This is a genomic window from Cellulosimicrobium sp. I38E (genome assembly GCF_001647255.1).
In the GTDB taxonomy this organism is placed as follows: Bacteria; Actinomycetota; Actinomycetes; order Actinomycetales; family Cellulomonadaceae; genus Cellulosimicrobium; species Cellulosimicrobium cellulans_E.
The window spans coordinates 154,673-171,882 of the sequence record NZ_LUAZ01000028.1 but is presented as its reverse complement, the minus strand read 5'-3'; the positions used below and the strand labels follow the sequence as shown (position 1 = coordinate 171,882).

Annotated in this window: 14 protein-coding genes and 1 riboswitch; of the genes, 7 read left to right on the top strand and 7 right to left on the bottom strand. The window is 74.5% G+C overall.

Going from position 1 to position 17,210, the window contains the following annotated elements:
• Positions 1 to 31: 31 nt before the first annotated feature.
• Positions 32 to 2,278, top strand: a complete 2,247-nt coding sequence (locus tag A0J59_RS10705; protein WP_369799766.1) for an MMPL family transporter — start codon at positions 32 to 34, stop codon at positions 2,276 to 2,278.
• A 104-nt stretch (positions 2,279 to 2,382) separates the two neighbouring features.
• Positions 2,383 to 3,141, top strand: coding sequence for a response regulator transcription factor (locus tag A0J59_RS10700; protein WP_064316078.1), 759 nt, complete (start codon positions 2,383 to 2,385; stop codon positions 3,139 to 3,141).
• On the opposite strand, the gene A0J59_RS10695 is transcribed toward A0J59_RS10700, so the two are convergent.
• The 3 genes from A0J59_RS10695 to aspS form a co-directional block, all read right to left on the bottom strand.
• The gene (locus A0J59_RS10695; RefSeq protein ID WP_064316077.1) at positions 3,117 to 3,503 is read right to left on the bottom strand and encodes a hypothetical protein; all 387 of its coding nucleotides are present in this window, start codon (positions 3,501 to 3,503) and stop codon (positions 3,117 to 3,119) included. The two genes, A0J59_RS10700 and A0J59_RS10695, sit on opposite strands and share 25 nt — an antisense overlap.
• On the bottom strand, positions 3,500 to 4,960 hold the full coding sequence (locus A0J59_RS10690; RefSeq protein WP_255365147.1) for a glycosyltransferase family 2 protein: 1,461 nt from the start codon (positions 4,958 to 4,960) through the stop codon (positions 3,500 to 3,502). Before A0J59_RS10690 ends, A0J59_RS10695 begins: the two co-directional genes overlap by 4 nt.
• Before the next feature lie 200 nt (positions 4,961 to 5,160).
• A complete protein-coding gene (aspS, locus tag A0J59_RS10685; RefSeq protein WP_047234509.1) occupies positions 5,161 to 6,957 on the bottom strand; it encodes an aspartate--tRNA ligase in 1,797 nt (598 codons plus the stop codon).
• Positions 6,958 to 7,164: 207 nt separating this feature from the next.
• Here aspS and A0J59_RS10680 point away from each other — a divergent pair, with 207 nt between their 5' ends.
• Positions 7,165 to 7,632, top strand: a complete 468-nt coding sequence (locus tag A0J59_RS10680; protein ID WP_047234525.1) for a PPOX class F420-dependent oxidoreductase — start codon at positions 7,165 to 7,167, stop codon at positions 7,630 to 7,632.
• A gap of 731 nt (positions 7,633 to 8,363) precedes the next feature.
• Entirely contained in the window at positions 8,364 to 8,690 is a 327-nt protein-coding gene (locus tag A0J59_RS10670; protein WP_064316074.1) for a hypothetical protein, read from the top strand.
• A 70-nt stretch (positions 8,691 to 8,760) separates the two neighbouring features.
• On the opposite strand, the gene A0J59_RS10665 is transcribed toward A0J59_RS10670, so the two are convergent.
• Positions 8,761 to 10,422: an Rv2578c family radical SAM protein gene (locus A0J59_RS10665; RefSeq protein ID WP_064316073.1), complete on the bottom strand. Its 1,662-nt coding sequence runs from the start codon at positions 10,420 to 10,422 to the stop codon at positions 8,761 to 8,763.
• 196 nt (positions 10,423 to 10,618) lie between these two features.
• Positions 10,619 to 10,738, top strand: a riboswitch (TPP riboswitch).
• 110 nt (positions 10,739 to 10,848) lie between these two features.
• On the opposite strand from A0J59_RS10665, the gene A0J59_RS10660 reads away from it, so the two are divergent.
• From A0J59_RS10660 to A0J59_RS10650, 3 genes are read left to right on the top strand one after another with little or no spacing between them, the layout of a single operon-like run.
• Entirely contained in the window at positions 10,849 to 11,556 is a 708-nt protein-coding gene (locus A0J59_RS10660; protein WP_082918921.1) for an ECF transporter S component, read from the top strand.
• Positions 11,549 to 13,378 carry an ABC transporter ATP-binding protein gene (locus A0J59_RS10655; protein ID WP_064316072.1) on the top strand — a complete coding sequence of 610 codons (1,830 nt, stop codon included), beginning with the start codon at positions 11,549 to 11,551 and terminating at the stop codon, positions 13,376 to 13,378. The genes A0J59_RS10660 and A0J59_RS10655 overlap by 8 nt, the downstream gene beginning before the upstream one ends.
• Positions 13,375 to 14,163: an energy-coupling factor transporter transmembrane protein EcfT gene (locus tag A0J59_RS10650; protein WP_064316071.1), complete on the top strand. Its 789-nt coding sequence runs from the start codon at positions 13,375 to 13,377 to the stop codon at positions 14,161 to 14,163. The genes A0J59_RS10655 and A0J59_RS10650 overlap by 4 nt, the downstream gene beginning before the upstream one ends.
• A 30-nt stretch (positions 14,164 to 14,193) precedes the next feature.
• Here the strand turns inward: A0J59_RS10650 and A0J59_RS10645 are convergent, their stop codons facing one another.
• From A0J59_RS10645 to A0J59_RS10635, 3 genes are all read right to left on the bottom strand, one after another.
• Positions 14,194 to 14,862 (bottom strand): M23 family metallopeptidase, encoded by a 669-nt coding sequence (locus A0J59_RS10645; protein WP_064316107.1) that lies wholly within the window; start codon positions 14,860 to 14,862, stop codon positions 14,194 to 14,196.
• A gap of 43 nt (positions 14,863 to 14,905) precedes the next feature.
• Entirely contained in the window at positions 14,906 to 16,294 is a 1,389-nt protein-coding gene (gene hisS / locus A0J59_RS10640; RefSeq protein ID WP_064316070.1) for a histidine--tRNA ligase, read from the bottom strand.
• A 73-nt stretch (positions 16,295 to 16,367) separates the two neighbouring features.
• Entirely contained in the window at positions 16,368 to 17,153 is a 786-nt protein-coding gene (locus A0J59_RS10635; protein ID WP_369799765.1) for an MBL fold metallo-hydrolase, read from the bottom strand.
• Between the last annotated feature and the right edge of the window lie 57 nt (positions 17,154 to 17,210).

Below are 17,210 nucleotides of genomic sequence, written 5' to 3'. Positions count from 1 at the left end.
CGCGGCGCGGGCGGATGGGATGCTGGCGCTCGTGTTCTCGAGCCTCGGTCGTCGTGTCGCCCGTCATCCCCGTCTCACGGTCGTCGTGTGGGTCGTGCTCACCGGGCTCGGCTTCGCGCTCGCGCTGTTCGGCGTGCACGGCGAGAGCGTGTTCGACCGGGTGACCACGGGGGCGCCCTCCATCCCCGGGTCGGACAGCGAGCGCGCGACCGAGATCCTCGCCGAGAACGACGAGGGCGGCCCGGAGATCACGCTGCTGGTGAGCGATGTCGACCCGGCGGACGCGCAGGTCGTGGAGGCCATGACCGAGGTGAACGCGGACCTCGTCGCGATCGAGGGCGTGGACACGGTCATCAACCCGTACGTGATCCCCGGCGGCGTGGAGGACCCGGCCGCGCAGTCGCTCGTCGCGAGCGACGGGGACGGGTTCCTCACCGTGGTGACGCTGCGCACGGACCTCGACGCCGAGCGCACGGACGCCGTGGCCGAGCGCGTCGTCGAGCAGCTCGAGGCGGTGCCCGGCGTCCTCGCGGAGGCCGCGCCCGACGCCGCCGGGGAGGCGACGGGGCTCGTCGGGTCGAACGCGCTCATCGTCGACGCCATCACGGGCCAGGTGGAGGAGGACCTCACGACCGGTGAGAAGTTCGCCCTGCCGGTCGCGCTGCTCATCATGGTGCTCGTCTTCGGCGGGTTCCTCGCGGCCGCGATGCCGATGGCGGGGGCCGTCGCCTCCATCGGGACGGGGCTCGGCGTGCTGCTGGGCCTCACGTACGTGCTCGACGTCGACGCGTCCGTGGTCAACGTCGTCACCCTGCTCGGGCTCGGGCTCTCGATCGACTACGGGCTGCTCGTCGTCTCTCGGTTCCGGGAGGAGCTGCACCGCCTCGTCGAGGCCGGCGACGACCCGGCGTTGCGGCGACGCCGCGGGGACGGCGTGGTCCACGCGGCGCTCGTGCGCACGATGGAGACGGCGGGCCGCACCGTCGCGTTCTCCGCGCTCACCGTCGCGATCTCGATCGCCGGGCTCATGGTGTTCCGCCCGGACATCCTGCGGTCCGTCGGCGCCGGCGGCCTCGGTGTCGTCCTCGTCGCCGTCGCGACGGCGCTCACGCTCGTCCCCGCGCTGCTCGCGTTCTCGGGCCGCCGCCTCGCGAAGCCCGGCGTCCTCGGCCGCGTCCCCGGCCTGCGCCGCGTGCTCGCCCGGACCGCGGACGTGCAGTCCGACGAGGGCGCGTTCTCCCGGCTCGCGGCGCGCGTGCAGCGTCACCCGGTGTGGGTGCTGCTCACGACGGTGGTCGTGCTCGTCGTCCTCGCCCTGCCCGTCCTCGGGCTGCACATGCGCAACTCCGGCATCGAGCTGCTCCCCCAGGGCTCCCCACAACGCGAGTTCGTCGACGAGCTCGCCGCGCAGTACCCCTCGAGCGAGAGCGCCCAGGTGGTGGCCGTGGTCGACGCGAGCGTCGAGGAGGCGCAGGCGTGGGCGGACGAGGTCGCCGGGCTGGACGGCGTCACGAGCGTCGACCCCGCGGCACCGCTCGGCGACTACGCCGTCGTGGGCGTGCACGTCGACGCGGACGACGCCGGCGGGCCGGAGGCGGTGTCGGTCGTGCGCGAGGTGCGGGCGACCGACAGCGCCTTCGACGTGTGGGTCACCGGGCAGGCGGCCGGCCAGGTCGACTTCCTCGACGCGCTCGGTGAGCGCGTGTGGTGGGCCGTCGGCATCGTCGTGGGCGCGACGCTCGTGCTGCTGTTCCTCATGACGGGGTCCGTCGTGGTGCCGGTCAAGGCGCTCCTCACGAACGCGCTCTCGCTCGCGGCCTCGCTCGGCGTGCTCGTCTGGGTGTTCCAGGACGGGCACCTCGAGGGCCTGCTCGACTTCTCCTCGGTCGGGGGGATCGAGACGTACGTGGTCGCGCTCGTCGTCGCCTTCGCGTTCGGCCTCGCCATGGACTACGAGGTGTTCCTGCTGGCGCGCGTCAAGGAGCTCTACGACGCCGGGCACCCCAACGACGAGGCGGTGCGCCTGGGGCTCCAGCGCTCCGGCCGGATCATCACGTCCGCGGCGGCGATCATCATCGTCGTGTTCGCGGGCTTCGTCTTCGGAGACCTCCTCGTCATCAAGGAGGTCGGGTTCGCGCTCGCCGTCGCGGTGCTCATCGACGCGACGATCGTCCGCCTGCTCCTGGTCCCCGCGACGATGACGCTGCTCGGCCGGTTCAACTGGTGGGCACCCCGCCCGCTGCGCTGGGTGCACCGCAAGCTCGCGATCACGCACTGAGATCACCCGCCCGGAAGAGGCCCTGTCGGGTGTCGTTCGTGCGCGGGCACCGCCACCTGCGGTTACGGTGGTCGGCAGCACACCGGTCACACGGGGGGAGACGGATGGCGGACGACAACCGCACCGCGGTCATCGTCGAGGACGACGCGGAGATCCGTGAACTCCTCCAGACGGTGCTCGGACAGGCGGGATTCACGACCGAGGCGGCGGCGACAGGCGTCGAGGGCGTCGAGCTCGTCCGGCGTACCGACCCTGTGGTGACGACCCTCGACGTCAGCCTCCCGGACATCGACGGGTTCGAGGTATGCCGTCGCATCCGCCGCGTGTCGGACACGTACGTGGTCATGCTCACGGCGCGCACCGACGAGATCGACACGCTCCTGGGTCTCGACGCCGGCGCGGACGACTACCAGACCAAGCCGTTCCGGCCGCGCGAGCTGCGCGCCCGCATCGAGGCTCTCCTGCGGCGACCACGCCACGGCCCGCCCGCGGAGGGCGTGGACCGGCCGCGCACGGCCCCGCCGCCCGGCGAGCCGGATCTCGTCGGCGCGGACGGCCTCCTTCTCGACGTGCCGCGGCGGACCGCCACGGTCGACGGCTCGGCGGTCCACCTCACACGCAGCGAGTACGACATCCTCGGCGCGCTCGTCGAGGCGTCGGGCCGTGTCGTGAGCCGGAACGAGCTCGTCCGCGTCCTGTGGGGAGAGGAGTACGACGCCGGCACATACGTCACGGACGCCGACCGCCGCAGCGTGGAGGTCCACGTCGCCAACCTCCGCCGCAAGCTCGGCGACGGTCCGACGACGCCGCGATGGATCCGCACGGTACGAGGGGTCGGCTACCGCTTCGACCCGATGGGCTGACCGAGCGTCGTCGGCGGGTCGCTCAGCAGCCAGGTCACCTCCTCGAGCACGGTGCGGGCGACGGCACGCAGTTCGTCGAGCGCCCGGCGCTCGTCCGCGACGCGGCGCACACCGCTCCGGTCGAGAACGCGCGTGACCGCCGCGGCCACCTCTTCGGCACCCACCATGAGCGACGTGGACCGCACCGTCAGGAGCATGCGGCGCGCCTCCACCTCGTCACCGCGGGCCAGCGCGCCGGCCGCAGCCTCGATCCGCGGGACGAGGAGATCCCGGTAGGCCACGAAGAAGCGTCGGACCGCCTGCGCGTCCCCGTCGAGGTCGTCCGCGAGCGCCGTCCAGGCCCTGCGCAGGTCGTCCTTCACGCGACGAGTCCGTGATGGCGCCGCACCAGCCGGCGCAGCATGAAGACGGTCTGGGCGATGGTGACGATCCCGAGGACCGGCCATCCGACGGCCAGCAGCGAGGACCGGGCGTCCGCCGGGAGGATCGTCCAGGCCCAGAGCACGAAGACCAGCCCGACCAGGGCGACGAGCAAGGGGCTCAGGAACGCCCAGCCGCTTCCGCGCTCCGCCTTCGCCTGCGCCGCCCAGTTGTCCGTCCGCGACCGCGCGAGGAACTTCGCCCACGCGCGCGCGAAGTGCCCGACCCGGATCCACATGTAGAGCTCCGCGGGCACGAGGGTGGCCGCGAACAGCACGTCGCGCCACGTGCGGTCCTTGATCGAGAGGGCGGTCCGTACGTTCAGGGCCACGGCGACGACCGGCGGGACGAGCCAGACCGGCGAGAACTCGAAGGCGTGGATGCTCAGCGCTCCGGCGACGAGCAGGCCGAAGAGGAGGCGCGTGACGGCGTTGACGAGCATGCCGACGTTCTCCATCCACCGCAGGCGCAGGTGGGGATGGAAGGGCTGGCCCCGCGTGTCGCCGCGCTGCCCGGGCCACATCAGGTCGATGGCACCGTAGTTCCACTTGACCTGCTGGCCGTCGAGCGCCCGGAGCGTGGTCATGCCGCCGACGGTGGCACGCGCGGTCGCGGAGATCTTCGTCGAGTAACCGAGGGACTTGATCTGCAGGCTGAGGAGGGAGTCCTCGACCTCCGAGTCGGAGACCCAGGGGTGGCGCTGGTGGTGGGCGCGCATCACGGCGTCGAGAGCGGACATCCGGAAGAGGGACGCCTGGCCGCCGAGGACGGCCATGTTCCGGCCGCGCAGCAGGTTCTGCATGTTGAACGCCGCGAACTGGGCGCGCTGCCCGGTGAGCAGGAACCGGGCGACCGCGCCGCGCGGAGACACGTTGTCCACGGTGTAGATGGCCGAGATCCCGCCGATGCGGGGGTCGGAGGCCATCTCGGCCTCGAGCCGCTCGACGGCGTCCTTGGCCATGACGGTGTCGCCGTCCACGCCGAGCAGGTAGTCCGCGCCTTGGACAAGGCGGAATCCGTAGTTGAGCGCACCGACCTTCTTGTCGGGGAGAGCGCCGAGGTCGTGGACGTAGACGCGCGTCGTCTGCTCCACGCCACGGCGTCGCACTGTGCGCTCGCCGGCGAGCTTCGACGCCTTGGCGAAGGTGCGGTCGCTGGTGTTGTTGACGACCACGTGCACCGCGTCCGGGACGCGGGTCTGGCGCAGGAGGCCCTTGAGGACCGCCTTGATCGTCGAACCCTCGTTGTACGCGGGGATGACAGCGCCGATCGTCGAGCGGCGCACCGGCTCGTGCACGACGAGGTCGTCCGGGGTGAAGTGGTAGCGGTCGAGCTCCTTGCCGAGCGGCGCGGGCTGGCCGACGCCGGCCGGGGGCCGGTCGGTCATCAGTGCGGTCATCATGGCCTCGTCTGTCGGGAGGATCAACGAGACCGACTCTGCGCGCCCCGGCGCGACGCAGGCGCCGCGTCGACGCAGCGGAACCTCAGGATCGGCTCAAGATCTGCCACGACGACGAGGGCGACCACGACCGCCCACGTGCCTGGACGCGCCGAGGGCGTGCCCCCGGACGGGTGGCACGCCCTCGGCGGAGACCGGGGTCAGGCGTCGTCGCGCTCCTGGCCGTCGCGGGCCGGGGATGCGGGCTCCGCGTCGACGCCCGCCTCCTTGCGCTGCTCGGGCGTGATCGGCGCCGGGGCCTGCGTGAGCGGGTCGAACCCGCCACCCGACTTCGGGAACGCGATGACGTCGCGGATCGAGTCCGACTTCGTCAGCAGCGCGACGATGCGGTCCCAGCCGAACGCGATCCCGCCGTGCGGCGGCGCGCCGAACTTGAACGCGTCGAGGAGGAAGCCGAACTTCTCCTGAGCCTCCTCGGGCCCGATGCCCATGACGTCGAACACGCGCTCCTGCACGTCGCGGCGGTGGATACGGATCGAGCCGCCGCCGATCTCGTTGCCGTTGCACACGATGTCGTACGCGTAGGCGAGCGCCTCGCCCGGGTTCTGCTCGAACGTGTCGACCCAGTCGGGGGTGGGCGACGTGAACGCGTGGTGCACGGCGGTCCAGGCCGAGTGACCGAGGTCGACGTCGTCGTCCTCGCCCGTCGGCTTGAACAGCGGCGCGTCGACGATCCAGACGAACGCCCAGGCGTCCTCGTCGATGGCACCCGTGCGCTTCGCGATCTCCTGGCGCGCGGCACCGAGCAGCGCGCGCGAGTCCGACGTCTTGCCCGCGGCGAAGAACACCGCGTCGCCCGGCTGCGCGCCGGTCGCGTCACGCAGGCCCTCGCGCTCGGCGTCGGACAGGTTCTTGGCGACCGGACCGGCGAGCGTCCCGTCCTCCTGGAACGTGACGTACGCGAGCCCGCGGGCGCCGCGCTGCTTGGCCCACTCCTGCCAGGCGTCGAACTGGCGGCGCGGCTGCGAGGCCCCGCCCGCCATGACGACGGCGCCCACGTACTCCGCCTGGAACACGCGGAACGGCGTGTCCTTGAAGTAGTCCGTGAGCTCGACGAGGGGGTTGCCGAAGCGCAGGTCGGGCTTGTCCGACCCGTAGAGGCGCATGGCGTCGTGGAACGTCATGCGCGGGATCGGCGTCGGGATCGTGTACCCGATCAGCTCCCACAGCGCGACGAGGATCTTCTCCGCGAGGGCGATGACGTCGTCCTGCTCGACGAAGCTCATCTCGACGTCGAGCTGCGTGAACTCGGGCTGGCGGTCGGCGCGGAAGTCCTCGTCGCGGTAGCAGCGTGCGATCTGGTAGTAGCGCTCCATGCCCGCGACCATGAGCAGCTGCTTGAAGAGCTGCGGCGACTGCGGCAGCGCGTACCAGGAACCGGGCGCGAGGCGCGCGGGCACGAGGAAGTCGCGCGCGCCCTCGGGCGTCGAGCGCGTGAGGGTCGGAGTCTCGATCTCGACGAACTCCTCGGCATCGAGCACGCGGCGCGCGGCCTGGTTGACCTTGGCGCGCAGGCGCAGCGCGTGCGCGGGGGCGGGACGGCGCAGGTCGAGGTAACGGTGCTTGAGACGCGCCTCCTCGCCGATCGTCTCGGTGTCCGCGAGCGCCGTAGAGACCTGGAACGGCAGCGCCTCGGACGTGTTGAGCACGACGACGTCGCTCGCGACGACCTCGATCTCGCCCGTCGGCAGGGATGGGTTCTCGTTGCCGTCGGGGCGGCGCGAGACCTCGCCGGTCACCTGGAGGACGAACTCGTTGCGCAGCGGGTGCGCGACGGCCTCGTCGCGGATGACGACCTGGGCGATCCCGGAGGCGTCCCGCAGGTCGATGAAGGCGACGCCGCCGTGATCGCGCCGACGGTCGACCCAGCCCGTGAGGGTGACGGTCTGACCGGTGTGCTCGGCCCGCAGTGAGCCGGCCGTTCGGGTGCGCAGCACGGAGGATTCCTTCCAGGTGGGCGGTGGGGGTCGCGCTCCCGGGGGCGGGCGCGCGTCCGGACGAGTCTAGTGCGGGCGGGCGGGCGGCTCGACCGGATACCGTGACGGTGCCGCCGCGCCGCCAGGGCGCCGACCGCGTCGCGCGTCCGGGCCGGCGGCACCGGCGCGCGCCGATCGGCCCGCCGTCCGCACGAGGAGGGTGACCCCGTGGCACGCACCATCGCGACGAACCGGCGCGTCGAGCGCGACGAGCTCGAGCAGTTCCTGCGGTCCCGGCACGACGGCGTCCTGGTCACGACGCGCGCCGACGGCCGACCCCAGCTCAGCCCGGTGACGTACGGGGTCGACGACGCGGGCCGGATCGTGGTGTCGACGTACCCGGAGCGCGCGAAGGCCGTCAACGTGCGCCGCGACCCGCGCGCGTCGCTGCTCTCGCTGGGCGAGCGCTTCTCCGACCCGTGGGTGCAGGTCGACGGCGAGGCCGAGGTGATCGACCTGCCCGAGTCCGTCGAGCCGCTCGTCGACTACTACCGATCCATCAGCGGGGAGCACCCCGACTGGGACGAGTACCGCGCCGCGATGGTCACGCAGGGCAAGTCGCTCGTGCGCCTGACGATCACGCGCTGGGGCCCGGTAGCGACGGGCGGGTTCCCGGCACGCCTCGCGGAGGCCTGACGAGCTCGTCGAGCAGCCATCTCGTGCTGACATCGACCGCGAACCACGGGGACGGGCGCTCCACGTCCAGCACCGACCAGGCGACGGCGGCGTGCACGACGCACTCCTCCCCGGGCTCCAGCCCCGGAAGACTCCAGAAGACTCCCGTGCCCGGTCGAGGGCTCCGGTGCTCACCAGCCCGTCGTTCTCCCACTCGGCCGTGCCGGGCCGGTACGGCACGCGCGCCCACCAGCGCGGGAGCAGGTCGGCGGATCGGGACCGCAGCCACAGCGACTCCTCGTCGTCACCGCCGATCGTCAGCTCCGTCGTGCCGTCGTCGATCGAGACGGCGCACAGGTACTGCCCCTCGTCGGCCGCCGCAGAGCACGAGGCGGGGACCTGGTCGAGCCCGGCGCTGAGCCGGAACGGGGCGAGGCGACCGCGAGCGCGCACGTGCCAGACCGCGCCCCACGCCGCGAGGAGCGGCGGGTAGCCCTCGGGGACGGTCCCGTCGAACGGGCCGCAGACGAGGCGGACGTCGGCGATCTCGCCGGCGCTGCGCACGGCACGAGTGCCAGGGCTGAGGGACTCTGGCTCCGCGCCCACGTCGCCGAGAGGCAACCCTTCGGTGTGGAACCGGACGGCCCCGAACGGAGTCGCTACCGACGGCCATCGCGGCCGAGGCGCGTGGTCGGGGCCTCCGCGCGGGCTCTCGTCCGGACTGCTCACGCCACGAGCGTAGGGTGCGCCGCATGACGGTGAAGGCGAACGTGACCCTGTGCGTCCTGCTGTGGCCCACGGAGGGCAACGCCGACCTGTTGCGCGAGTACGAGGACGACGTCCTCGCGCTGGTGCCGGTCTACGGCGGCCGCGTGCTGTCGCGCGTGCGCGCGCTGCCCGGCCAGGACGCGGCGCTGCCGACCGAGGTCCAGGTCATCGAGATGCCCGACGACGACGCCCTCGCCGCGTACCTTGCCGACCCCGCCCGCGTGGCGCTGGCCGACGTCCGGGACCGGGTCGTGGCACGGACGGACATCGTCCGGGTCGGTGCCGTCCCGCACGGCGACCAGACCTCCTGAGCCGCGCACAGGGCGCGCCATGGGTAGCGGCGTCGCCCGGTCGGCGTCTCGCGTGGCCCTCCACGCCGGGTCAGAACAGGACCTGCTCCACTCCCCCGCCGACGACGTCCAGGCCCCCGCCGTCGACCGGCATGCCCGCGAGGGCGCCGTCGTGACCGGGCCCGTCGGGCTCAGGGGACGTCCCGGCGAGGCTCCCGGCCGGGTAGGCGCCGTCCGTCGGCGGCCCCGCATCATGGTGACGGTCGCCGAGACCGCCGAGCTCGCCCCGGCGGTAGCGACCCTCGACGCCCGCGGGACCGCGGTGCCCGGAGACCGCGAAGCCGCGCGCCTCGAGCATCGGGCGCACGCGGTCCCACAGCCACGACCGGTAGGCCTTCGAGGCGTACGTGCCGCGCGCGTAGACGCGCTCGTACCCGGGCACGAGCTGCGGGTGCTCGCGCGCGAGCCAGCCCATGTACCACTCGCGCGTGCCGGGCTTGAGGTGCAGGGGCAGGACGGTGACGCCCGTCGCGCCGGCGTCCTTCACCGCGTCGAGCAGGTCGGTGAGCGCGCGGGTCGAGTCGGTCAGCCAGGGCAGCACGGGCGCGACCATGACCCCGCACGGGAGCCCCGCCTCGCGGACGGCCCGGATGAGGTCGAGCCGGGCGCGGGGCGACGGGGTGCCCGGCTCGACGCTCGCCTGGAGCGCCGGGTCGAGGAGCGCGAGCGAGACGCCGATCCCGACCTCGACGCGCGAGGCGGCGTCGACGAGCAGCGGCAGGTCGCGGCGCAGCAGCGTCCCCTTGGTGAGGACGGACAGCGGCGTGCCGGACCCTGCGAGGGCGTCGATGATGCCGGGCATGAGCCGGTAGCGGCCCTCGGCCCGCTGGTAGGGGTCGGTGTTGGTCCCGAGCGCGACCGCCTCGCGGCCCCACGACCGCCGGCCGAGCTCGGCGCGCAGCACGTCGTCGACGTTGACCTTGACCACGACCTCGCGGTCGAAGTCCTCGCCCGCGTCCAGGTCCAGGTACTCGTGGGTGGGCCGCGCGAAGCAGTTGTGGCTCACGACCCCCGCCGCGACGAAGTCGCGCGTGCCGGTCGTGATGTCGACGAGCTCGGTCTCCTTCCCCGGCCCGTCGAGGGCTTCCAGCGAGTCGACGCGCAGTGCGTCGCTGCCGGTGACGTCGCGCCCCTCGAGCGCGGCACCCTCGTGAGCGAGCGCCGCGGCGCCCGGGCCGACGAGCACGTCGCCGAGCGCGAGGTGGGCGCGGCGGCGCGGGCCGCCGACGACGTGACGCCAGCCGCGCTCCGTGAGGAACCGATGGTCGCCGCTCGCGACGAGCCGCGTGCCGTCCGCGAGGGTCACGCGGTACGCGCGCTTGCGGGTGGTCCAGCGGTCGAGCACACGCGTGCGTACGTACCGCCGGTACGCGCCGTGCGGCGCGGTCCCCAGGATCTCGTCGCCGACACGCAGCTCGCCGATCGGGCGCTGGGTGCCGTCGGCCAGGAGCACGGGGGTCGACGGGGCGAGGCAGTAGGAGCACGCATGGCTGCATCCCCGGTACGGGTTGACCGTCCAGCGGAACGGCATGCGCGACATCGCCGGGACCCTGGACAGCGCGCTCTTGGCAGTCACCTCGTGGAACGTGATCCCCGCGAACTCGGGCGTGCGCACGCTGCGCACGAGGCCGACGCGCTCCAGCCCGGGGAGCGCGCCGTCGTCCGCGCCGAGTGCCTGTCCGTCCCACCTCACCCTGGTATTCGAACAGGTGTTCGATCGCGAGTCAAGGTCGTCGGGCCGGGCGCGCGCCGCTCGGTCGGCGTCCCGAACCGCCCGCGCCGTGAGGAGCCACAGGCTCGCGAGCGGGACGTGGTGACCGGTCCCGCACCGTCCCGCGGGCTGAGACACCGGGATTGTCGAGAGCGCACGGAGGCCCTAGGGTCGGGGCCGAACGCCCCCGGGGAGCGCACGAGCGCTGAGAGTGCAGGCCGGACACCCGTCCCTCCTGCAGACCCGTGGAACCTGATCTGGTTCGTACCAGCGAAGGGAGCAGGGCCGACGTCACCGTCCCCTGCGCGCTCGTGCCCGCGCGCCCCGCGCCCGGGCCGTGCGTGCGGGCCGAGGCGGTGGCGTGCCGTCGTGCACCCTTCGCCCCGGGGGCCCGACGGAGGGATCCGCATGTCCGAACCCCGCACCACCCCGCAGCAGACGACCCCGAGCGCCGCCCCCGGGGCGGCCGTCGGGACGACCGACGACCCGACCACCGGGACGACGGGACGCACGCGCCCGGCGACGCCCCGGCGTGCCGTGCGCCGCCGGGGCCTGACCCTGCACGAGACGGTGCTCATCGCCGTCCTCGGGGTCGTCTTCGGGTTCGTGTACTGGGCGTTCGTGCAGCTCTGGGCCCCCTTGCAGCTCGCGATGGGCCCGCTCGCGGACCTCGCCGCGAACGTCCTCGCGGGCGCGTGGATCGTCGTCGGACCGCTGGCCACGTACATCGTGCGCAAGCCGGGCGTCGGCATCCTCGCCGAGACCCTGGCCGCGCTCGTCGAGGTCGTCTTCCTCGCCTCCCCCGCCGGGCCGCTCCTGCTCGTCGTGGGCCTGGTCCAGGGCCTCGGCGCCGAGCTGCCGTTCGCGCTCACGCGCTACCGCCGGTTCGGCTGGTGGGTGTTCGTCGCGTCCGGCGTGAGCGCCGCGCTCGTCACGTTCGCCTTCAACGCCGTGCGCTTCGGCTGGCTCGGGCAGGACTACGCGATGCTCCGGCTGGGGGTCCAGGTCGTGTCGTGCGTCGTGCTGTGCGGCCTCGCGGCCCGCCTCCTGGGTGACGCGCTCGCCCGCACCGGCGCCCTCGACGCCTTCGCGATCGGCGCGGCCCGCCGTGGCTGAGCGCGCCGCCTCCGGCACTCCCGAGGCCGCCCCACCCGACGCCGTCACGGCCGACGCCCTGACCGTGCACCTCGGGCACGACGGCGCCCGGGTGCTCGACGGCGTCGACGTCACCGTCCCGGCCGGGACCAGCCTGCTGGTGCTCGGCCCGTCCGGGTGCGGCAAGTCGACCTTCCTGCGCGCGCTCGTCGGCGTCGTCCCGCACACGCTCCCGGGCACCGTCGCAGGCGGGCTGCGCGCGGCCGGGCTCGACCCGCGCGACGTGCCGCCGCCCGTCCTCGCCGCCCGCGTGGGCCTCGTCCAGCAGCGGCCCGGCGACCAGCTCTGCCTGGCGCGCGTGGACGAGGAGCTGCGGTTCGCGCTCGAGAACCACGGCGCCGACCCGCGCACCATGGACGACCGCGCGACCGCCGCGCTCGCCGCGGTCGGCGCCGCGCACCTGCACGACCGCCCGACCCACGCCCTGTCGGGCGGCGAGGCGCAGCGCGTCGCGGTCGCCGCCGCGCTCGTCGCCGACCCGGAGCTCGTCGTCCTCGACGAGCCCACCGCGCTCCTGGACCCCGCTGCCGCCCACGAGGTCGGGTCGCTCGTCGCCGGCCTCGCCCGGACACCCGGGCCCGACGGCGAGGGGGCGCCCGCCAGGCTCCCCCACCGCTCCGTCGTGCTCGTCGAGCACCGCCTGGACGACCTGGGGGCGCTGCCCGGCGCCACCCTGGTGCTGGACCGTGAGGGCCGGGTCGTCACGCACGGCCCCACGCACCGCGTCCTGCGCGAGCACGCGCGCGACCTCGCCGACCTGGGGTGCTGGCTGCCGCTCGCTGTCCGCCTGGAAGAGGCGGGCGCCTCCGGGCCGCTCGGCTCGCCCGAGACCGACGACTGGCTGGTCGACCTCGTGCGAGCCTCGCCCGTGCGCTCGAGGACCACGGACCGGCCTCTGGACGCGACCCCGGCAGCAGCGCGCCCGGTCGTGCTCCGGGCACGCGGGCTCGCCGTCCACCGGGGCGGCCTCGGCGCGGGACGCACCCGCCGGGGCGAGCACCCCGTCGTGCGCGACGTCGACCTCGACGTCCGCGCGGGCGAGGTGCTCGCCGTCGTCGGGCCCAACGGGGGCGGCAAGTCGACGCTCCTGCGCGGCCTGGCGGGGCTCGAGCGCACCACGGGCGAGGTCGCGACCGCGACGGGCGATCCCGTCGCGATGGTCTTCCAGGACCCCGAGCACCAGCTCGTCGCGCGCACCGTGCGCGAGGAGGTCGCCTGGTCGGCGCGGCTCGCCCGCCTCGACGACGTCGACGCACGCGTCGCCCGGACCCTCGCCGCGTTCGGGCTCGCGCACCTCGCCGACGCGAACCCGTACCGGCTCTCGGGCGGCGAGCAGCGGCGCCTGTCTCTCGCGACGGCGACCGTGCTCGACCCGCCGGTCCTCCTCGCCGACGAACCGACGTTCGGCCTGGACCGTGCCCAGGCCCACGCGGCCGTCCGCGTGCTGCGGGGGCGTGCCGACGCGGGTGGCGCCGTGGTCGTCGTCTCGCACGACCTCTCGCTCGTCGCGGCGATCGCCGACCGGGTGGCCGTGGTCGTGGACGGCGCGCTCGCCACGGTCGCGGAGCCGTCCACGGTCCTCGCCGACGACGCGCTGTGCGCGCTCGCGGGCCTGCGCCGCCCACCGCTGCTCGACTGGTGGGCACGGACCGGCCGCGCGCGCGGCGTCGACCCGGGCGCGCTCGTGCGAGCGCTCGACACCGCGTGCGACGCCGTCGCGCGCGACGGAGGGTCGGGCGCCCCGGAGCCCGGGTCGCTCGTCCCCGCGGAGGTGGCCCCGTGACCGCACGCTCTCCGTCCGTCCTCGAACGCTGGAACCCGACGGTGAAGCTCGCCACCGTGCTCCTCCTGTCCACCGGCGCGCTGCTCGTCACCGACCCGGTCACCCCTGCGACGGCCTGGCTGCTGACGGTCGCGGCCCTGCTCGCGCTCGGTCGTGTGCCGGTGCGCACGCTCGCGCTGGCCCACGTCCCGTTCGTGGTCTTCGCGTCGAGCCTCCTCGTCGTCAACGTCGTCACCCGGCCGGGCGGCGACGACGTCGTGCTCGGGCCGCTCACGGTCGGCGCGGACGGGCTCACGATCGGTGCCGCGCTCGCCCTGCGCACGCTGTTCGTCGGGGCGCTGTCGCTCGTGCTCGTCCTCACGACCGACCCCGTGCGCCTCATGACGAGCCTGCACGAGCACGCCCGCCTCCCGGCGACCTGGACGTTCGCGGTGCTCGCCGCGCACCGGCTCCTCGTCGAGCTTCCCGACGCCTGGCACACGATCCGCTGCGCCCAGGCGGTGCGCGACCCGCGGCGACGTCGCGGCCGTCTCCCTCGCTCCCCGCGGTCGCTGGGCGCGGCAGCCTTCGCCCTCCTCGTCGGGGCGGTGCGCCGGAGCGAGCGGCTGACGGTCGCGCTCGAGTCGCGCGGCTTGGGCTCGGGCCCCCGGACGACGTCGCGCCCCGTGCCCCTGGGCGTGCCGGACGTCGTCGCGGCGGGCGCGGTGCTCGCCCTCGCCGGGGCGCTCGTCGCGGTCGGGGTGGTAGCGGGGTGGCTCAGGGGGATCGGCGCGCTCACCGCCTGAGGACGCCGCGGCGGGCGGACCCGGACCGCCTCAGGCGGGCTCGACCACCGCTCCCTCGACCGGGACCCCGAGTGCGACCGTGCCCGTCCGGCCGTCGCGGCCGTGCTCGCGGTAGTCGCGGAACGCCAGCGGCAGGCCGTGCGCGACGTGGGCGTCTGGACCGTCCATGACCTGGACGTGCACGTGCGGCTGCGTCGAGTTGCCCGAGTTCCCGCACCGGCCCACCACGTCGCCCGTCGTCAGCCGCTGCCCCGGACGCACCGCGACCGATCCGCGCCGCAGGTGGGCGAGCACCACGAAGACCCCCGGCGCGTCGAGCGCGAGCACCACGTGGTTGCCCGCGAGCGCCGCGCCGCCCGCGCGTGCCCGGGACGCCTGCGTGAGCGCGTACCCCAGCAGCGCGGACGGCGAGCGTCGGGCCACGTGGTCGGGCTCGCCGTCGTGCACCGCGACGACGGCCCCGGGGGCGGGGGCGAGGACGGGCAGGCCGAACGCGAGGAACCGCTCCGGCGGCTCGGTGCCCAGGGCGGTGCGCCAGTCACGCACGTCCGCGGTGCGGCGGCCGCGCACCGCGACGAAGTCGATCGCGTACGTCGTGGCGAACAGGTGCGTCCCGTGGCTCGGGACGCGGCGTGCGGGACTGTTCTGCACGAGCCAGGTCCCGGTGAAGGGCAGCCCGAGCTCGACCGGTCCGGCCACGTGGCCTCCCCTCGCGCCGGGCGTGCGGACCACCGCCGGTCGGTCAGCCGGCCGCCGGCACCACGCGCGGGAAGCGGTCCTCGGCCGGCGGCTCCCACGTCGCGGGTTCGGCGTCCACCTGCTCGCCCGAGCGGATGTCCTTGACCTGGTCCGGCGAGCGCGTCCCGTCCTCCTCGAGGCGCCCCGGGAACCAGACGAACGGGATCCCGCGCCGGTCGGCGTAGCGGATCTGCTTGCCGAACTTGGCGGCGGCCGGCGCGACCTCGACCGGGACGCCCCGTGACCGCAGCGCGGACGCGACGGCGTCGGACGCGTCGCGCGTCTCCTCGCTCGTCACCGCGACGACGACGGCGCTCGGCACGGAGCGCGTCGCCCGGACCAGGCCCGCGGACAGCAGTCGCGAGACGAGACGGGACACGCCGATCGACAGGCCGACGCCGGGGTAGGTGTTCGCGCCGTCGGACGCGAGCGTGTCGTAGCGGCCGCCCGAGCAGATCGACCCGAGCTGCTCGTGACCCACGAGCACGGTCTCGTAGACGGAGCCCGTGTAGTAGTCGAGCCCGCGCGCGATCTTGAGGTCCGCGACGACGACGCCCGGTGCGCGCACGCTCGCGGCCTCGATCAGGGCGCCGAGCTCGCCGAGCCCGGTCTCGAGCAGGTCGCTCTCCACGCCGTGCCGGGACGCGAGCGCCCGCACGCGGTCGACGACGCCCGTGTCGCTGCCACTGATCGCGGCGAGCGCGAGGCAGGCCTCGGCCTGCTCGGTCGTGGTGCCCGCCTCCGAGACGAGGAGCGCCGCCACCTTCTCGGGGCCGATCTTGTCGAGCTTGTCGATCTGACGCAGCACCTCGTCCACGGCGTCGATCCCCAGGCCGCGGTAGAAGCCCTCGGCGACCCGGCGGTTGTTCACCAGGACGCGGACCTCGGGGACGCCGATGTCGCGCAGCGCGCCGAGCGCCTCCGCCATGACGAGCGGCAGCTCGACCTCGTAGTGGTAGGGCAGCTCGCCCGCGCCGACGACGTCGATGTCCGCCTGGGTGAACTCCCGGAAGCGCCCGTCCTGGGGGCGCTCGCCGCGCCACACCTTCTGGATCTGGTAGCGCTTGAAGGGGAAGGCGAGGTGCCCGGCGTTCTCGAGCACGTAGCGCGCGAAGGGGACGGTGAGGTCGAAGTGCAGGCCGAGCTGCTTGTCGCCCCTGCTCGCACCCTCCGTCTCTCCGGCCTCCTCCTGGAGGCGGCGAAGGACGTACACCTCCTTGGACGTCTCGCCCTTGCGCAGGAGCTGGTCGAGCGGCTCGACCGCGCGCGTCTCGATCCCGCCGAACCCGTGCAGCTCGAACACCCGGCGCAGGGTGTCGAGGACGTGCTGCTCGACGATCCGGCCGTCGGGGAGCCATTCGGGGAAACCGGAGAGGGGTGTGGGCCTGGCCATGGGTCAGATCTTCCCAGACACCGGCACGGAGGTCCGCATCGTCCGCCCGACGGACGCGCACGCCCGGGGCGTGTCAGCCCGCGAGGAACGGGTTGGTCGCGAGCTCGCGCGCGACGGTGGTGGCGGGGCCGTGCCCTGGCAGCACGTGCCACGCGGGGTCGAGGCGCCCGACGACGTCGCGCAGCGTGCGGGCCATCGTCGCGCCGTCCCCGCCCGGCAGGTCCGTGCGACCGACGGACCCCGCGAAGAGGACGTCGCCGCTGAGCACGAGCCCCGCGCCCGGCTCGCCCACGAGGTAGAGGGTCGACCCCTCGGTGTGGCCCGGTGCGCCGACCGCGTGCAGCACGACGTCGCCCCAGCGCAGCGCCCCCTCCTCGCCCGCGGCGAGGTCGAACGTCTCCACGCGCGCGGGCTCGCGGTAGTCCCCCGGACGGGCCCCGGCCGCGGCGAGCGCCGCGCCGAGCGGGCCGGAGACGAGCGAGCGCTCGCCCCGGTCGCCGGTGGGCGAACCGTGCTCGAGGCTGCCGAACGGGTCGGCGAGCCGGTACGCGTCAGCGACGTGCAGGACGACGGGCACGTCGAACCGGTCCGCGAGCGCCGCCGCGTCCCAGGTGTGGTCCACGTGCCCGTGGGTCGCGAGCACGGCCCGCGGCACGAGGCCGGCCGACGCGACGTGGGCGGCGACGTCGTCGGCGGTCCCCGCGCCCGCGTCCACCACGACGCAGTCGCCGCTCGGCGCGCTCACGACCGTGCAGTTGGTCCCGAAGACGGGCGCGACCACGACGTGCAAGGTCACCGCGGCGGCGCCCGACGCGTCGTCGGGCGGGGGCGACGGCGTCGTGCCGGAAGGTCGGTCCACGCGCCCGAGGGTAGCCCGCGGGGCGTCAGCGGGTCGCCGTCCGCGTGCTCGGGACCT